Source organism: Candidatus Brevundimonas phytovorans (assembly GCA_029203145.1).
Classification (GTDB): Bacteria; Pseudomonadota; Alphaproteobacteria; order Caulobacterales; family Caulobacteraceae; genus Brevundimonas; species Brevundimonas phytovorans.
This window is the reverse complement of record CP119309.1, coordinates 877,004-890,956: the sequence shown is the minus strand read 5'-3', so window position 1 is coordinate 890,956 and position 13,953 is coordinate 877,004. Positions and strand designations below refer to the sequence as shown.

The following is a 13,953-nucleotide window of genomic DNA, read 5'->3' as shown; positions in this document are numbered from 1 at the left end:
CCTTTAGCGGAGGACGCCCTTCTTCGCCATGGTCCAGGCGTACCAGATGAAGAAGACGCAACCGGCCCCGATGACGACGTTCATCACCCAGGCGTTGGGTCCCGCCACAGCCGATGCATCGGACAGGACATGGCTGTAGATCTGCCCGCCGACGAAGCCGAGGAACGACAGGACGAAGACGGGTGTGGCCCACCGCCGGCGCGCCAACAGCAGTACAGCGCCCAAGAGGCCGCCCCACACCCCGATGGCCCAGGTCGCGTGCGTCCAGGCGGGCATGGCGACGAAAGAGGCGATCTGCGCGTCGGTCATGCCGAAGGCGCGCAGGTGCGCCTCACCCTTCAGATGGGTCATCGTATAGTCCCAGCAGCCAAAGGCGTTCCACAGAACCGCCACGACGCCCACGACCCACAGATGCCAGGGCGTCGCCGCTCGTCTCGCAATATCGATCATTATTCCCTCCCCAGGTTGCCGATCACAGGGAGGCTAGGCCGGAACCGCCATGCTTAACAATGAACGGCGATCAGGTTGGGCGTGTCAGTCGCCCTGCGCCCGCGCCCGCATCGCCGCCCAGCGTTCCAGCCGCGCCTTGACCTTCTCCTCATGCCCCTCGCCCTTGGGCCTGTAGAAGGTGCGCCGCTCCATCTCGTCGGGGAAGAAGTTGGCGCCCGAGAAGCCCTCGGGCGTGTCGGGGTCGTACTGGTAGCCCTTGCCGTAGCCGAGCGACTTCATCAGCTTCGTAGGCGCATTGCGGATATGGGCGGGCGGCATCAGGGAGCCGGTTTCGTGCGCCGCCTTCTTGGCCGCCTTGAAGGCTTCATAGACCCCGACCGACTTGGGCGCCGTGGCCAGATGGACCACCGCCTGAGCCAGCGCCAGTTCGCCCTCGGGCGAGCCGAGGAAGTCGTAGGTGTCCTTGGCGGCGTTGGCGACCATGATGGACAGGGGGTCGGCCTGACCGATGTCCTCGACCGCCATCCGCACGATGCGCCGCGCCAGATAGAGCGGATCCTCGCCTCCGTTCAGCATCCGCGCCAGCCAGTAGAGCGCCGCGTCCGGGTCTGACCCGCGCACCGATTTATGCAGCGCAGATATGAGGTTATAATGTTCCTCGCGCGACTTGTCGTAGGCGGGCGCCCGCTTCTGAAGCACGCCCGCCAGAGCCTGAACGTCCAGCAGATCGCCTCCCCGGTCTGGGCCAGGCAGGTCGAACAGCACCTCCGACATGGTCAGCAGATAGCGCCCGTCGCCGTCGGCCAGGGCCAGCATGGCGTGGCGCGCCTCGGGCGTCAGCGGCAGGGGCCGCTCCATCAGGGTCGCCGCCCGATCCAGCAACTGGTCCAGCGCCGCGTCGTCCAGCCGCTTCAGCACATAGACCTGGGACCGCGACAGCAGCGCCCCGTTCAGTTCGAACGACGGGTTCTCGGTCGTGGCCCCGACCAGCGTCACCACCCCCTCCTCGACGAAGGGCAGGAAGCCGTCCTGCTGGGCGCGGTTGAAGCGGTGGATCTCGTCCACGAACAGCAGGGTCTGTTGCCCCGCCGCCCGGCGCATCCTGGCCGCCTCGAACGCCTTCTTCAGGTCGGCAACGCCTGAGAAGACCGCGCTAATTGATTGATATTCATAGCCCGCCGCCTTGGCCAGAAGCCGGGCGATGGTGGTCTTTCCGGTGCCCGGCGGCCCCCACAGGATCATGGAGCCCAGACGCCCGGCCTCGATCATGCGGCGGATCGGCCCGCCCTCGCCCAGCAGATGGTCCTGCCCCACGACCTGATCCAGCGTCTGCGGGCGCAGACGGTCAGCCAGAGGCGCGTCAGGAGGATGGATGCCGGAGGCTTCAAACAAATCGCTCATGGAACGGCAGAGATAGGCGTTCGTTCAGCCGATTACACGCACTACTATCGGCGCGAACGGAGGAACCATGTCCGAATCCCAGCCGAACCAGGGCCCGACCGGCGGCCTCACGCCTCATCTGACCATTCCGTCTCGGGGCGGCGCGGCGGCGATCGAATTCTATGGTCGAGCCTTCGGCGCCGAAGAGATCATGCGCATGCCGGCCGAGGACGGCGAGCGGCTGATGCACGCCCACCTCCGAATCAATGGCGCCAGCCTCATGCTGGCCGACGAATTCCCCGAATGGTCCGGCGAGGCCGACATCACGCCCAAGGGCGTCACCCTGCACCTTCAGGTCGATGATCCCGACGAGTGGTGGACCCGCGCCCTGGTGGCGGGCGCCGTCCCCGTCATGCCGCTGGAGGACCAGTTCTGGGGCGACCGCTACGGCCAGGTCCGCGACCCCTTCGGCCACACCTGGTCCATTGGCGGCCCGAAGAAGGCCTAGGACGCTTCGCGATCTAGTCGCGCCTGCAGCCGGCCCCGCGCCCGCTCCGCATAGGCGCGACAGGCTGACGGATCGAGGAAGGGGTTGGGCGTGGCCCCGGCCTCCAAGGCCGCGATCTTGACGTCGCCGCCCGAGTTGTCGGGATGAGCCGAGATCAGCAGATCACAAGACAGCGCCTCCACCCGATCGATTGAGGCGCGCAATGACGCCGTCACATCGGGGTGGGCCGTATAGGTGAAGACACCGTTCGCCACCGCATTCAGGCTGGAGGCGAACACCACGTCCACGCAGGTCTCGCCTTCACACGCCTTCCAGGTCCAGCTGACGCTGCCGGGCGTATGCCCCGGCGTGAAAACCGCCGTCACCGCCGTAGCGCCCAGACGCACGGCTTCCCCGTCGCCGATGCCGCGCGCATTGGGGACCGGCGGATGTTCAGGAATGTCCGCGGCCTGCGGATCATGGGCGTCGATCCGGCCCGTGCGCAGGGCGGCGGCGCCGATGGGGCTGGTGATCACCTCCGCCCCGCTGTCGCGCGCCAGGGCGGCCAGGCCGCCCGAATGGTCATAGTGCGCCTCGGTGTTCAGGATGTAGCGGATGTCCTCCACCTTGAACCCCAGCTGGCGAATGTTCGCCTTCGTCGCCTCGACGGTCTGCTGCAGGGCGCCGTCGATCAGGATCAGACCATCGCCGGTGTCAATCAACACCAGGCTGAGACCGCCGGTGCCGACAAAATAGGTCTTGCCGTACAGCTTCAACGGCGTTTGCGGCTTCACCCAGTCGGCGTTGCCGGGGATCGGCTGCGTCAGGGGATCGTCATGAACGGCGCCCCCGCTTGCGGACATCAGGGCGAGCGCGGCGGCGAAGGGCAAGAACATCATCCCGCCATTCCACACACGCCATCCCCGCACGCAAGCCGCGCCAAACCGAACAGCGCAGCTATCCCCAGCCTCGTCTCCGGCGACTTAGGGCAGACGGCCCTTCAGGCTGCGACCGCCGCGCACGATGGTCAGCTCCGTTCCCCGCTGCGCCCGCCCCAAGGCCGCGACCGAGGTCGCCGGTCGCCCATCCACCTGAACGATCAGGTCGTTGGGACGCAGGCCGATACGGGCGGCCAGGCTGTTGCGCTGCACCCCCGTCACCACCACGCCGCTGACGAAGGGATCGCCGCCCAGCCGGTCGGCCAGCGCCGGGTTCAGCGCCACGCCTTGCAGACCCGCCAGCGCGCCCTGCGCCACGACCGCCCCCTGCCCCGGTTCGGCCTGACCCGGCAGGGCCGAAACCCGCGCATTGATCGTCTGGGTCCTGCCGTCGCGCAGGATGGTCACGGCCACCGTGTCGTTCGGCGACTTGGTGCCGACGCGGAAGTTCAGCCCGCCCTGGTCGTTGATCTCGGCCCCGTCGATGGCGGTGATGACGTCGCCTTCCTCCAGCCCGGCGCGCGCGCCGGGTCCCTGCGGATAGACCTCGGTGATGATCAGGCCCTGCGGCCGCGACAGGCCCAGGCTGCGGGCGATGTCGGCGCTGACGGTGTCGCCCTTCACGCCCAGCCAGGGCCGGACCACGGCCTTGGCCCCGCCGATGGCCGAGTCCACCACCCGTTTCACCATGGTCGCCGGCACCGCAAAGCCCACCCCGGTCGAAGACCCGGTGCGCGAGAAGATGGCCGTGTTGATGCCGATCAGATCGCCGTCCATGTCCACCAGCGCCCCGCCCGAGTTGCCGGGATTGATGGCCGCGTCGGTCTGGATGAAGGAGCCGGAATCGCTGATCCCGGTCTCGGTGCGGTTCACCGCCGAGATGATGCCGTTGGTCACGGTCTGACCCACGCCGAACGGATTGCCGATGGCCAGGACCAGATCGCCGACCTGCTGTTCTTCCTGATCGTCGATGCGCAGGGCCGGCAGCGTCCCCTCGACGCCCTGCAACTGCAACACAGCGATGTCCGAACGCGAGTCCGCCAGCAGCACCTTGGCCGCATATTCGCGCCGGTCGTTCAGGGTGACGCGGATCTCCTGCATGTTCTCGATGACGTGGTTGTTGGTCACCACGATCCCGTCGCCGCGCACGATGACGCCCGAACCGATCGAGCCGGTCACGCGCGACTGCGGCCCGCCGCCGAACATCTCAAAGAAGGGATCGCGCACCTGCTGCACGCCGCGCGCCGAGATGTTGACCACGGCGGGCGCCGCCTCTCGCACCACGGGGGCGAAGCTGGACTTCATGGCGCCGGCGTCGCGCGGGGCCTGACGCGGCTGTTCGGCGAAGACGCCCTCCTGCGCCTTCGACGGTTGCGGCTGACCGCAGGCGGACAGCATCAGGGCGGCGGCGAGGGCCAGTCTGGAAGTCTTCATATCGTCAGAGTCTCGTTCGGAAGGCTTTGCCGCATTGCGCAACGGTTTTGGGACAGGATCAAGGCCAACAGCCAAGCCTGAGGCCCGCCCGGATCAAACGGCCGTGACCTCCGGCGAGTTCCTCTCCCTCCCGTCATCCCGGAAGCCCGCAGGGCTATCCGGGACCGCAGAAAACGCCCCATCTTGAGGTGAACGACCTCAGCGCGTCGTCACCGGCAGCGTATCCGCCGCCCGCCCGTCGCCACGCGGCGCATCGACGCCCAGCAGACGCGCCAGGAAGGGCTGAACATCCACGCTGTCCAGATCGGTCAACCGCCGCCCCTGAACCACGCCCGGTCCATGGGCGATGAAGATGGCCGCCATCTCAGGCGACTGGTTGTCATAGCCATGCGCCCCGCCCGGCTTGGTCACCGGCCGCGCCCTGGTCGTGAAGGTCCAGCCCGGCTCGGAAGCACAGACGATGGCCGAAACGCGCGGGTTGGAGCCCAGCACGAAGCGCGCCGGAATCTCGCTCTTCTTCCAGCAGTCCAGATGCGGGCGGGACCCCAACAGGGCCGCCTCGACCTCGGCCTCGTGACCGGCCACGGGGTTCAGGAAAGTGACGGCGCCGGAATAGACGATCTGGATCGCCGCAGGGTCGATCAGGTCGTCGATCCACGTCACCCGCTCGGGCGAGGTCGCCGCCATGCCGTGGTCCGACACCACCACCAGCACCGTGCGCTCATAGAGACCCCGCGCCTTCAGCCCCTCCACCAGACGCCCGATGGAGGCGTCGACCGAGCGGATCGCTTCGGCGGTCTCTGGCGCGTCGGGACCATAGTGGTGGCCCTGGGTGTCGACGATGTCGAAATAGAGAGTGGTCAGTTGCGGCCGCTGATCCGCCGGCAGGTCCATCCATTGCAGCACCCGGTCCACGCGCGCATCGCCCGGCATGCCCTGATCGAAGCTGGTCCAGTAGGTCGGACGCACGCCGCGAATATCGGCCTCCGAGCCCGGCCAGAACATGGTGGCGGTCTTGACCCCTGCCTTCTCGGCCGAGACCCAGATCGGCTCGCCCTGGTCCCACCAACGGCGGTCCGTCACGGCCTGCTTGTTGCCCAGACTGAACCGCCCCAGCTCGGCGTCGATCATGTTGTTGCCGACGATGCCGTGGTGGTCGGGGTGCAGGCCCGTGACTAGGGTGTAGTGATTGGGGAAGGTCACGCTCGGGAAGGACGGCCGCATCGGCCCTGTCGCCCCCTCGCCCGCCAGTCGCGACAGGTTGGGCGTAATGCCCCGATCCAGATAGTCGGCGCGGAAGCCGTCGATGGAGACCAGCATGACCAAAGGCCGTTCAGAGGCCAGCGCGGCTTGAGGCTCAGCCTGTTGAACAGGGGTGCTGGCGCAGGCCGTCAGCAGCAGGGCCAGACACAGGCCCGCAACGCGAGAAAACATGGGGAACTCCGAAGCGACTTCGGGGAGATTGCCTAAGCTTAATCTGCGACAGGCAGAAGACGCCTTGCTGCTTTATCCCCATCGCGCCAAGCTCGACCGCATGACCGCTGTGATCGAAACGACCGGCCTGACCAAGACCTATGGCGCCGTGCGCGCTCTGGACGGGCTCAGCCTCTCCATCCCGCGCGGCGGGGTCTACGGCGTGCTGGGGCCGAACGGCGCCGGCAAGTCCACCCTGTTCCGCATCCTGCTGGGCCTGATCCGGCCGACGACGGGCGACGTCCGGGTTCTAGGCCAGCACGCGGGCGATCCCGCCGTCATGCGCCGCATCGGCTCCATGATCGAGACGCCCCGCTTCCCGCCCTACATGACCGCGCGTCAGGTGCTCCAATGGCTGGCGCTGGCGCACGGCCGCAAGGACGCCGCCATCGACGCCTGGCTGGATCGCGTCGGCCTGACCGAGGCCGCCCATCGCAAGGTGCGCGGCTTTTCGGTCGGCATGTTGCAGCGCCTCGGCGTCGCCGCCGCCCTGATGACCAGGCCGGACCTCGTCATCCTCGATGAACCGACCAGCGGCATGGACCCGCCCGGCATCCAGGAGATGCGCGCCCTGATCCGCAGCCTGGCCGACGACGACGGCGTGACCATCATCCTGGCCAGCCACCAACTGCTCGAGGTCCAGCGCGTCTGCGACCGCGTGGCCATCTTCAATCGCGGCGCCCTGGCCGCCGAGGGCAAGGTCAGCGAACTGACCGCCTCAGGCGAGCGTCTGCGCCTGTCAGCCACGCCTCTGGCCACGATCATGGGCGTGCTGGGCGACAAGGCGACGCTGGACGGCGACGCTGTCCTGGCCGCCATCCCCCGCGCCGAAGGCCCCGCCCTGCTGCGCGCCCTGATCGAACAGGGCGTGGACATCGACGAGGCCCGCTGGGTCGGCGCCGATCTGGAAAGCGTCTTCATGGCCGAGACCGGCCCCGCACGCACCGACGCTCAAGTCCGGGAGGCCCTCCATGCTGGCTGACGCCGTCCGCTCCGAATCCTGGCGCCTGCTCAAGAACCGCACGGTCCTGTCGTGGAGCCTGATCTTCGTGCCGCTGGTGTGGCTGGCCGTCCTGATCGGCGGCGCCGTGATCGACGCCAAGGTCGACCGTATGGCCGCCCAGTTGCCGCCTCAGCTGGCCTCAGCCCGGGCCGCCCTTGATCTGGGCGACACCCTGCTGTCCGCCGCTGGCCAATTGGCCAACCCTGCCCTGTTGGCCTTCCTGCTGATCGGCGCGGCGACCGTCTTTTCCAGCGACTACCGCTGGGAGACCTGGCGCCTGATCACCGCGCGCAACAGCCGCCCCAACCTGATCATGGGCAAGGTCGGCGCGGTCAAGCTGATGACCCTGGCGGGCCTGATCCTGTTCCTGGCGGCCGCCCTGCTCGGCGCAGCTATCAAGGGCGTCGTCCTCGACCAGGATCTGGTGTTCCGCTTCGGCGGCGAGGAAGCCCTGACCTTCGGCCTCCTCTTCCTGCTGGCCTTCGTGCGGGTCGTCCAGTTTCTGCTGCTCAGCCTGCTGACGGCCGTCCTGACGCGCTCTCAGCTGGCGGCCCTGTTCGTGCCTCTGGTCATCGGCGTCGCTCAGGCCTTCCTCGTCACCCTCGCCCCCATTGTGGGATGGAGCGCCGCCGACTGGCAGACCCTGCTGCTGTTTCCTGGCGCTGCCTATGAAGCCTTGAAGGCGGTCATCCTGGGCGGCGTCCCGACGGCTGTCCTGCAAGACGGCGTCGTGCTGCGCGCCGTCGCCAGCCTGGCCCTGTGGTCCCTCGTCCCGTTCAGCCTGGCCCTGTGGTGGTTCAGCCGTCAGGACCTGTCGAAAGAGTAGGCGACGCGACGCGCCGCTACAGCCGCTTCTCCATCCAGACGTCTGCCCGCGCATAGGGCGTCGGCTGCGGCGGCAGGTGCACGAAACCGAAGCGGGCGTAGAGACCCAGCGCCGGCCCCAGCGTCGAACTCGTCTCCAGATAGAGGCGGTGGGCGCCCGCATCCCGCGCCGTCGCCTCACAGACCTCCAGCAGGCGCAAGGCCAGGCCCCCGCCCCGCGCCTCCGGCCGCACCGTCATCTTGGTGACTTCGAACCCGCCGTCCGCCATGGCGATCAGGCCGCAGCAGCCGACGGCCACGCCATCCCGCTCGGCAAAGAAGATATGGCCGCCCTTGGAGAGGATCTGCCCCTCGGGGTCGTCGAGGGTCAGATGATCCTTGGCTTCCAGGACAAAGCCGCCTTCCACAAGCCAGTCGGTGTTCAGCCGTTTCCAAGCGTCCGCATGGACGGGGGTATAGGCGACGATGCGATCTTCAACCGTACTCATGCCGCCCTATCGCCCGCTCGCCGCGAGGCGACAAGCGTGCAGACAAACGAAAAGGGCGGCCGGATCGCTCCAGCCGCCCCTTCAATGTCTCAAGCCGATGAAGCGATTAAGCTTCGTCGTCGCCTTCGATCGCATAGACCGGACCCGAGTCCAGGCCCTTGGCGGCGGTGTCGCGGTCGACGAACTCGATCACGGCCATCGCGGCGTTGTCGCCGTGACGGAAGCCGGCCTTCATGATGCGGATGTAACCGCCCGAACGTTCGGCGTAGCGCGGGCCGATCGTTTCGAACAGCTTGCCGACTTGCGGCACGTCGCGGACGGCGCTGATGGCCTGACGACGAGCGTGCAGGTCGCCCTTTTTAGCCAGCGTGACCAGCTTCTCAACGAAGGGACGCAGTTCCTTCGCCTTCGGCAGGGTGGTCGTGATCTGCTCGTGCTTGATCAGCGAGGCGGCCATGTTGGCGAACATGGCTTGGCGGTGGCTGACCGTACGGCCGAGCTTGCGGTAAGCGGCGCCGTGGCGCATCGGGGTCTCTCCTACTCAACCCTGGTTTCCGGCCTTAACAAAGGGGCGGGACCTGGGGCCTTGTTCATTCTAACCGCCCCATCCGCGCCCCGAAGGGCGCTGGGCGGAGGGTTGATGATCAGATCTGGTCGTCGAACTTTTTGGCCAGATCTTCGATGTTTTCGGGCGGCCAGTTCGGCACGTCCATGCCGAGCGACAGGCCCATCGTCGCGAGAACTTCCTTGATCTCGTTCAGCGACTTGCGGCCGAAGTTCGGGGTGCGAAGCATTTCGCCCTCGGTCTTCTGGATCAGGTCGCCGATGTAGACGATGTTGTCGTTCTTCAGGCAGTTCGCCGAACGGACCGACAGCTCCAGCTCGTCGACCTTCTTGAGCAGGGCCGGGTTGAAGGGCAGGTCGGGCTTGCCGTCCGTGGCCTCAACCGCCTTGGTCGGCTCGTCGAAGGTGATGAAGATCTGCAGCTGGTCTTGCAGGATGCGGGCAGCGTAAGCCACCGCGTCAACCGGCGAGACGGCGCCGTTGGTTTCAACTTCCAGGATCAGCTTGTCGTAATCCATCGACTGGCCCTGGCGGGTCGGCTCGACGCGATAGGCGACACGCTTGACCGGCGAGTACAGGGCGTCGACGGCGATCAGGCCGATCGGCGCATCTTCCGGGCGGTTCAGTTCGGCGGCGACGTAGCCCTTGCCGTTCTGGACCGTCAGTTCCATGCGGATCGAAGCGCCATCATCCAGGGTGCAGATGACGTGATCGGGGTTCAGAACCTCGATGTCAGCCGGAGCTTCGATCTGAGCCGCCGTGACGACGCCGGGGCCCGTGGCGCGCAGAGTCATGCGCTTGGGGCCTTCGGCGTGCATGCGCAGCGCCAGTTGCTTGATGTTCAGAACGATGTCGACCACGTCTTCCCGCACGCCTTCCAGCGACGAGAACTCGTGAACAACGCCGTCGATCTGGATGGCCGTGACCGCCGCGCCTTGCAGCGAGGACAGCAGAACGCGACGAAGCGCGTTGCCGAGCGTCACACCGAAACCACGTTCGAGGGGCTCAGCGACCAGACGCGCCTTGCGCAGCGGGTCGGAGCCGCCCTCGACTTGCGGCTTCTCGGGACGGATCAGCTCTTGCCAGTTTCTTTCGATCATAGAGTCCCTCGAACGGATTTCGTCGGCTCCGGCCTTGTCGACGAGGCCATGGTGGAGCCGACGGAGATTGGGGGTGCCTGAAACGTGGTCGCGATTAAACGCGGCGACGCTTGGGCGGACGGCAACCATTGTGCGGCATCGGGGTGACGTCGCGGATGGTCGTGATCGTCAGGCCGACGGACTGCAGAGCGCGAAGCGCCGACTCACGGCCGGAACCCGGACCCGAGACGTTGACTTCCAGCGTCTTCACGCCGTGCTCTTGAGCCTTCTTGCCTGCATCTTCAGCAGCCATCTGGGCGGCGTAAGGGGTCGACTTACGCGAACCCTTGAAGCCCATGTGACCAGCCGAAGACCAGGAAATCGCGTTCCCCTGGGCGTCCGTGATCGTGATCATGGTGTTGTTGAAAGAGGCGTTCACGTGAGCGACGCCCGACGTGATGTTCTTGCGCTCGCGCTTCTTTACGCGACCCGGTTCCTTGGCCATCGATCAGCCCTCTCTTACTTCTTCTTGCCGGCGATCGGCTTGGCCGGACCCTTGCGGGTGCGGGCGTTGGTGTGCGTGCGCTGACCGCGGACCGGCAGGCCCTTGCGGTGACGCAGGCCGCGGTAGCAGGCCAGGTCCATCAGACGCTTGATGTTCATCGACGTCTCACGGCGCAGGTCGCCTTCGACGGTGTGGTCCTTGTCGATCGTTTCACGGATCTGCAGGACTTCGGCGTCAGTCAGTTGGTTCACGCGGCGAGCCGGCTCAATGCCGACCTTCGCGGTGATTTCCTTGGCGGCGTGTGCGCCGATGCCATGGATGTACTGAAGCGCGATTTCGACGCGCTTGTTGGTCGGAATGTTGACGCCAGCGATACGGGCCACGAGAATCTCCAGATACGCTTAAACAGACGCGGAAACCGCTCCGGTCAACAGACCAGGAGCGTGTGCGCCCTTCGCGGAAGCCGCCCTTATACAGGGGATTCGGATGGCGTCAACGGGCGCGCCGACGCGGCGGCCGATCAAGGCATGAACTCCACACCCACAGTGACCTCGCGTCCTTCAACAGGGCGACCATCGCGCGTCGGAGGACGAAAGCGGAAATAGGCTGAGGCTGCAAGAGCCGCCTCGCCGAATCCACGCCCGGACGGCGTCTCGTCCACAACCCGGCAATCCTCCAGTCGCGTGTCGATACGGATACGGCAGGTGATGCTGGCCCTGCCGTTGAGACGCTGGCGGAAGGCCTCGCGCGGATGCAGCCGCCTCAACTGGTCCTTGGTCGGCCCCTGGATCAGACGCGGAGGGCCGTCCCCGGCCGCCGGTCCCGAGCCAGAGCCCTGTCCGGCGCCGGATCCGGTCCCCTGGCCGCCCTGCCCCTGCCCCGCGGTCGGGCTGGCCTCCGGCCCCACGCCGATGACCAGCGGCGGCGCGGGCGCTGGCTTGGCCGGGGCCGCCACCTCCGGTGGACGCTCGCTCTTCTTTGGCGGCTGATGAACCCGCGAGGGGGCGGCAGGGGCGCCGCCGCCTTCGGTCGGCGCGGCCTTGGGCGGAGCCGGCGGGCGCGGAGCCGGCGGAGGCGGAATTGGCGACGGCCGGACGAGCTCTACCTCGACCGGCCGCGACAAGACTATGGGGGGCGACTGGGGCTGCAGACGCCCCAGCTGAACAAACAGCCCCAGATGCAGCGCCCCGATGGCCAGAACCGCCGTGGCGAACCTGGCGTTTCGAGACAATCTGCTGCTCATCTTCGCCCCTTGAAGCGGATACCCGAACGTCTAACGCCCGAACCCCGCTTCCGATCAGAGGCTAGGCCAGAGCGCCGTCGATGGCGGCGGCGACAGCGGCGATGTCGCCCATGCCATCGATCTCGGTCAGCTTGCCCTGGGCTTCATAATAGGGAAGCAGCGGGGCGGTCTGGGCGTTGTAGACCCCCAGGCGATCCTTGAAGGTGTCGGGATTGTCGTCCGGGCGGCCCTGCTCGGCGAACCGCTTGGCGATCCGGGCGGTCAGGGCTTCGTCATCGACCTTGAGGCGGACGACGCGGTCGATCCGGGCGCCGCGCTTGGCCAGCATGGCGTCCAGAGCCTCGGCCTGGGCCACGTTGCGCGGAAAACCGTCGAAGATGGCGCCGCCAGCGGCCTCGGCCTCCGGCAGTCGGTCTTCGATCAGGGCGATGACGATCTCGTCGGTGACGAGGTCGCCGCGCGCCAGCACGTCCTTGACCTTGAGGCCCAGCTCCGAGCCGGACGCGATGGCGGCGCGAAGCATGTCGCCGGTCGAGAGCTGGATCATGCCCCGCTCCTCGACCAGACGCTTGGCTTGCGTGCCTTTGCCGGCCGCGGGCGGCCCGAACAGGATCAGGTTCATCGTACGGGCTCCCCTACCCGATTATCAGCGCCGGGCGGGGGCGCTGCCGCCCCGACCGCCACGACCACGCAGCTTGGCCTTCTTGATCAGACCTTCGTACTGGTGGGCCAGCAGTTGGGACTGGATCTGGGCCACAGTGTCCATCGTGACCGACACGACGATCAAGATAGACGTTCCTCCGAAGTAGAGGCTGTTGCCCATGCTGCTGACCAGGAACTCGGGCAGCAGGCAGACGGCGGTGATGTAGGCGGCGCCGATCACCGTCAGGCGCGTCAGGACATAGTCCAGATACTCGGCCGTACGCTTGCCCGGACGAATGCCCGGCAGGAAGCCGCCGTACTTGCGCAGGTTCTCGGCCGTGTCCTCGGGGTTGAAGGTGATCGAGGTGTAGAAGAAGCAGAAGAAGACGATCAGGACCGCATACAGGATCATGAACAGCGGCTGGCCGTGCGTCAGCTGCGCCGTCACCAGCGGCAGCCAGCTCATCCACTCGGGCAGATTGGCCTGGGCGGTGAAGGTGGCGACCGTCGTCGGCAGCATCAGCAGCGACGAGGCGAAGATGGCCGGGATGACGCCGGCGGTGTTGACCTTCAGCGGCAGGAAGGAGCGTTCGCCGCCCGTCATGCGGTTGCCTTCCTGGCGCTTCGGATACTGGATCAGAAGCCGGCGCTGAGCGCGTTCCATGAAGACGATGAAGACGATCACGGCCACCGCCATGATGGCGATGAACAGCAGGGCGAAGACCGACATCTGGCCCTGTTGGGCCAGGCCCAGCAGGCGGGCCACGGTCGACGGCAGAACCGCCACGATACCGGCGAAGATGATCAGCGAGATGCCGTTGCCGACGCCGCGCGCCGTCACCTGCTCACCCAGCCACATCAGGAACATGGTGCCGCCGGTCAGGGTCGTGACCGTCGAGATGATGAAGAAGATGCCCGGTTGGTCGATCAGACCGGCCTGGGCGTTGAGGCCCGCAGCGATGCCGAAGGACTGGGCCAGCGCCAGGAACACCGTCAGGTAACGGGTGTACTGGTTCAGCTGCTTGCGACCGCTTTCGCCGCCTTCCTTCTTCAGCTTCTCCCAGGGCGGATAAACCGCGCCCATCAGCTGCACGATGATCGAGGCCGAGATGTAGGGCATCACGTTCAACGCGAACACGGCCATACGCTCGACCGCGCCGCCCGAGAACATGTTGAACATGTCCAGGATGCCGCGCTGGCCATCAGGGTTCTGGAAGAAGGCCAGGAAGGCCTCGGAATTAATGCCCGGAATCGGAACATAGGTGCCGATCCGATAGACCAGCAGCGCGCCCAGCGTGAACAGCAGGCGTTTGTGCAGCTCCGTCGCTTTCGCGAAGGAGCCCATGTTCATATTGGCGGCGAGTTGTTCAGCGGCCGAAGCCATTACGCGGTCCCCACGACTATGCCCGTCGTCAGATAGGCGGAAAGCGGCCGTCTTGCGA

General features: G+C 66.8%; 16 protein-coding genes. 3 read left to right on the top strand and 13 right to left on the bottom strand.

Annotation, left to right across the window (positions count from 1 at the left end; genetic code table 11):
• Positions 1–3 precede the first annotated feature (3 nt).
• Both P0Y52_04285 and P0Y52_04280 read right to left on the bottom strand, forming a co-directional pair.
• Positions 4–450 carry a hypothetical protein gene (locus P0Y52_04285; GenBank protein WEK58757.1) on the bottom strand — a complete coding sequence of 149 codons (447 nt, stop codon included), beginning with the start codon at positions 448–450 and terminating at the stop codon, positions 4–6.
• Between the two features lie 84 nt (positions 451–534).
• A complete protein-coding gene (locus P0Y52_04280) occupies positions 535–1,851 on the bottom strand; it encodes a replication-associated recombination protein A (GenBank protein WEK58756.1) in 1,317 nt (438 codons plus the stop codon).
• A gap of 67 nt (positions 1,852–1,918) precedes the next feature.
• On the opposite strand from P0Y52_04280, the gene P0Y52_04275 reads away from it, so the two are divergent.
• Positions 1,919–2,338, top strand: a complete 420-nt coding sequence (locus tag P0Y52_04275) for a VOC family protein (GenBank protein WEK58755.1) — start codon at positions 1,919–1,921, stop codon at positions 2,336–2,338.
• Here P0Y52_04275 and bla read toward each other — a convergent pair.
• From bla to P0Y52_04260, 3 genes are all read right to left on the bottom strand, one after another.
• Complete coding sequence (gene bla / locus P0Y52_04270) at positions 2,335–3,216, bottom strand: subclass B3 metallo-beta-lactamase (GenBank protein WEK58754.1); 882 nt, start codon at positions 3,214–3,216, stop codon at positions 2,335–2,337. The genes P0Y52_04275 and bla overlap by 4 nt on opposite strands.
• Positions 3,217–3,300: 84 nt before the next feature.
• Positions 3,301–4,689 (bottom strand): trypsin-like peptidase domain-containing protein, encoded by a 1,389-nt coding sequence (locus P0Y52_04265; GenBank protein ID WEK58753.1) that lies wholly within the window; start codon positions 4,687–4,689, stop codon positions 3,301–3,303.
• 198 nt (positions 4,690–4,887) lie between these two features.
• On the bottom strand, positions 4,888–6,123 hold the full coding sequence (locus tag P0Y52_04260) for an ectonucleotide pyrophosphatase/phosphodiesterase (protein WEK58752.1): 1,236 nt from the start codon (positions 6,121–6,123) through the stop codon (positions 4,888–4,890).
• A gap of 100 nt (positions 6,124–6,223) precedes the next feature.
• On the opposite strand from P0Y52_04260, the gene P0Y52_04255 reads away from it, so the two are divergent.
• Positions 6,224–7,144: an ABC transporter ATP-binding protein gene (locus P0Y52_04255; GenBank protein WEK59443.1), complete on the top strand. Its 921-nt coding sequence runs from the start codon at positions 6,224–6,226 to the stop codon at positions 7,142–7,144.
• Positions 7,134–7,991 (top strand): ABC transporter permease subunit, encoded by an 858-nt coding sequence (locus P0Y52_04250; protein ID WEK58751.1) that lies wholly within the window; start codon positions 7,134–7,136, stop codon positions 7,989–7,991. Before P0Y52_04255 ends, P0Y52_04250 begins: the two co-directional genes overlap by 11 nt.
• A gap of 16 nt (positions 7,992–8,007) precedes the next feature.
• Here the strand turns inward: P0Y52_04250 and P0Y52_04245 are convergent, their stop codons facing one another.
• The 8 genes from P0Y52_04245 to secY form a co-directional block, all read right to left on the bottom strand.
• Positions 8,008–8,478, bottom strand: a complete 471-nt coding sequence (locus P0Y52_04245; GenBank protein ID WEK58750.1) for a GNAT family N-acetyltransferase — start codon at positions 8,476–8,478, stop codon at positions 8,008–8,010.
• A 106-nt stretch (positions 8,479–8,584) separates the two neighbouring features.
• A complete protein-coding gene (gene rplQ, locus P0Y52_04240) occupies positions 8,585–9,004 on the bottom strand; it encodes a 50S ribosomal protein L17 (protein WEK58749.1) in 420 nt (139 codons plus the stop codon).
• A 118-nt stretch (positions 9,005–9,122) separates the two neighbouring features.
• Positions 9,123–10,142, bottom strand: a complete 1,020-nt coding sequence (locus P0Y52_04235; GenBank protein ID WEK58748.1) for a DNA-directed RNA polymerase subunit alpha — start codon at positions 10,140–10,142, stop codon at positions 9,123–9,125.
• A gap of 94 nt (positions 10,143–10,236) precedes the next feature.
• The gene (gene rpsK, locus P0Y52_04230; GenBank protein WEK58747.1) at positions 10,237–10,626 is read right to left on the bottom strand and encodes a 30S ribosomal protein S11; all 390 of its coding nucleotides are present in this window, start codon (positions 10,624–10,626) and stop codon (positions 10,237–10,239) included.
• A gap of 14 nt (positions 10,627–10,640) precedes the next feature.
• Positions 10,641–11,009 (bottom strand): 30S ribosomal protein S13, encoded by a 369-nt coding sequence (rpsM, locus tag P0Y52_04225; protein WEK58746.1) that lies wholly within the window; start codon positions 11,007–11,009, stop codon positions 10,641–10,643.
• 137 nt (positions 11,010–11,146) lie between these two features.
• On the bottom strand, positions 11,147–11,869 hold the full coding sequence (locus tag P0Y52_04220) for a TonB family protein (protein WEK58745.1): 723 nt from the start codon (positions 11,867–11,869) through the stop codon (positions 11,147–11,149).
• A 61-nt stretch (positions 11,870–11,930) separates the two neighbouring features.
• Complete coding sequence (locus P0Y52_04215) at positions 11,931–12,491, bottom strand: adenylate kinase (protein WEK58744.1); 561 nt, start codon at positions 12,489–12,491, stop codon at positions 11,931–11,933.
• 24 nt (positions 12,492–12,515) lie between these two features.
• Entirely contained in the window at positions 12,516–13,895 is a 1,380-nt protein-coding gene (secY, locus tag P0Y52_04210; GenBank protein WEK58743.1) for a preprotein translocase subunit SecY, read from the bottom strand.
• Between the last annotated feature and the right edge of the window lie 58 nt (positions 13,896–13,953).

Bases quoted from the DNA above. Each gene is read 5' to 3' on its own strand.
- P0Y52_04255 (WEK59443.1), top strand. From the start codon at position 6,224: ATGACCGCTGTGATCGAAACGACCGGCCTGACCAAGACCTATGGCGCC.
- P0Y52_04235 (WEK58748.1), bottom strand. From the start codon at position 10,142: ATGATCGAAAGAAACTGGCAAGAGCTGATCCGTCCCGAGAAGCCGCAA.
- P0Y52_04250 (WEK58751.1), top strand. From the start codon at position 7,134: ATGCTGGCTGACGCCGTCCGCTCCGAATCCTGGCGCCTGCTCAAGAAC.
- rplQ (WEK58749.1), bottom strand. From the start codon at position 9,004: ATGCGCCACGGCGCCGCTTACCGCAAGCTCGGCCGTACGGTCAGCCAC.
- P0Y52_04215 (WEK58744.1), bottom strand. From the start codon at position 12,491: ATGAACCTGATCCTGTTCGGGCCGCCCGCGGCCGGCAAAGGCACGCAA.
- P0Y52_04275 (WEK58755.1), top strand. From the start codon at position 1,919: ATGTCCGAATCCCAGCCGAACCAGGGCCCGACCGGCGGCCTCACGCCT.
- P0Y52_04265 (WEK58753.1), bottom strand. From the start codon at position 4,689: ATGAAGACTTCCAGACTGGCCCTCGCCGCCGCCCTGATGCTGTCCGCC.
- P0Y52_04285 (WEK58757.1), bottom strand. From the start codon at position 450: ATGATCGATATTGCGAGACGAGCGGCGACGCCCTGGCATCTGTGGGTC.
- P0Y52_04220 (WEK58745.1), bottom strand. From the start codon at position 11,869: ATGAGCAGCAGATTGTCTCGAAACGCCAGGTTCGCCACGGCGGTTCTG.
- P0Y52_04280 (WEK58756.1), bottom strand. From the start codon at position 1,851: ATGAGCGATTTGTTTGAAGCCTCCGGCATCCATCCTCCTGACGCGCCT.
- bla (WEK58754.1), bottom strand. From the start codon at position 3,216: ATGATGTTCTTGCCCTTCGCCGCCGCGCTCGCCCTGATGTCCGCAAGC.
- rpsK (WEK58747.1), bottom strand. From the start codon at position 10,626: ATGGCCAAGGAACCGGGTCGCGTAAAGAAGCGCGAGCGCAAGAACATC.
- P0Y52_04260 (WEK58752.1), bottom strand. From the start codon at position 6,123: ATGTTTTCTCGCGTTGCGGGCCTGTGTCTGGCCCTGCTGCTGACGGCC.
- secY (WEK58743.1), bottom strand. From the start codon at position 13,895: ATGGCTTCGGCCGCTGAACAACTCGCCGCCAATATGAACATGGGCTCC.
- P0Y52_04245 (WEK58750.1), bottom strand. From the start codon at position 8,478: ATGAGTACGGTTGAAGATCGCATCGTCGCCTATACCCCCGTCCATGCG.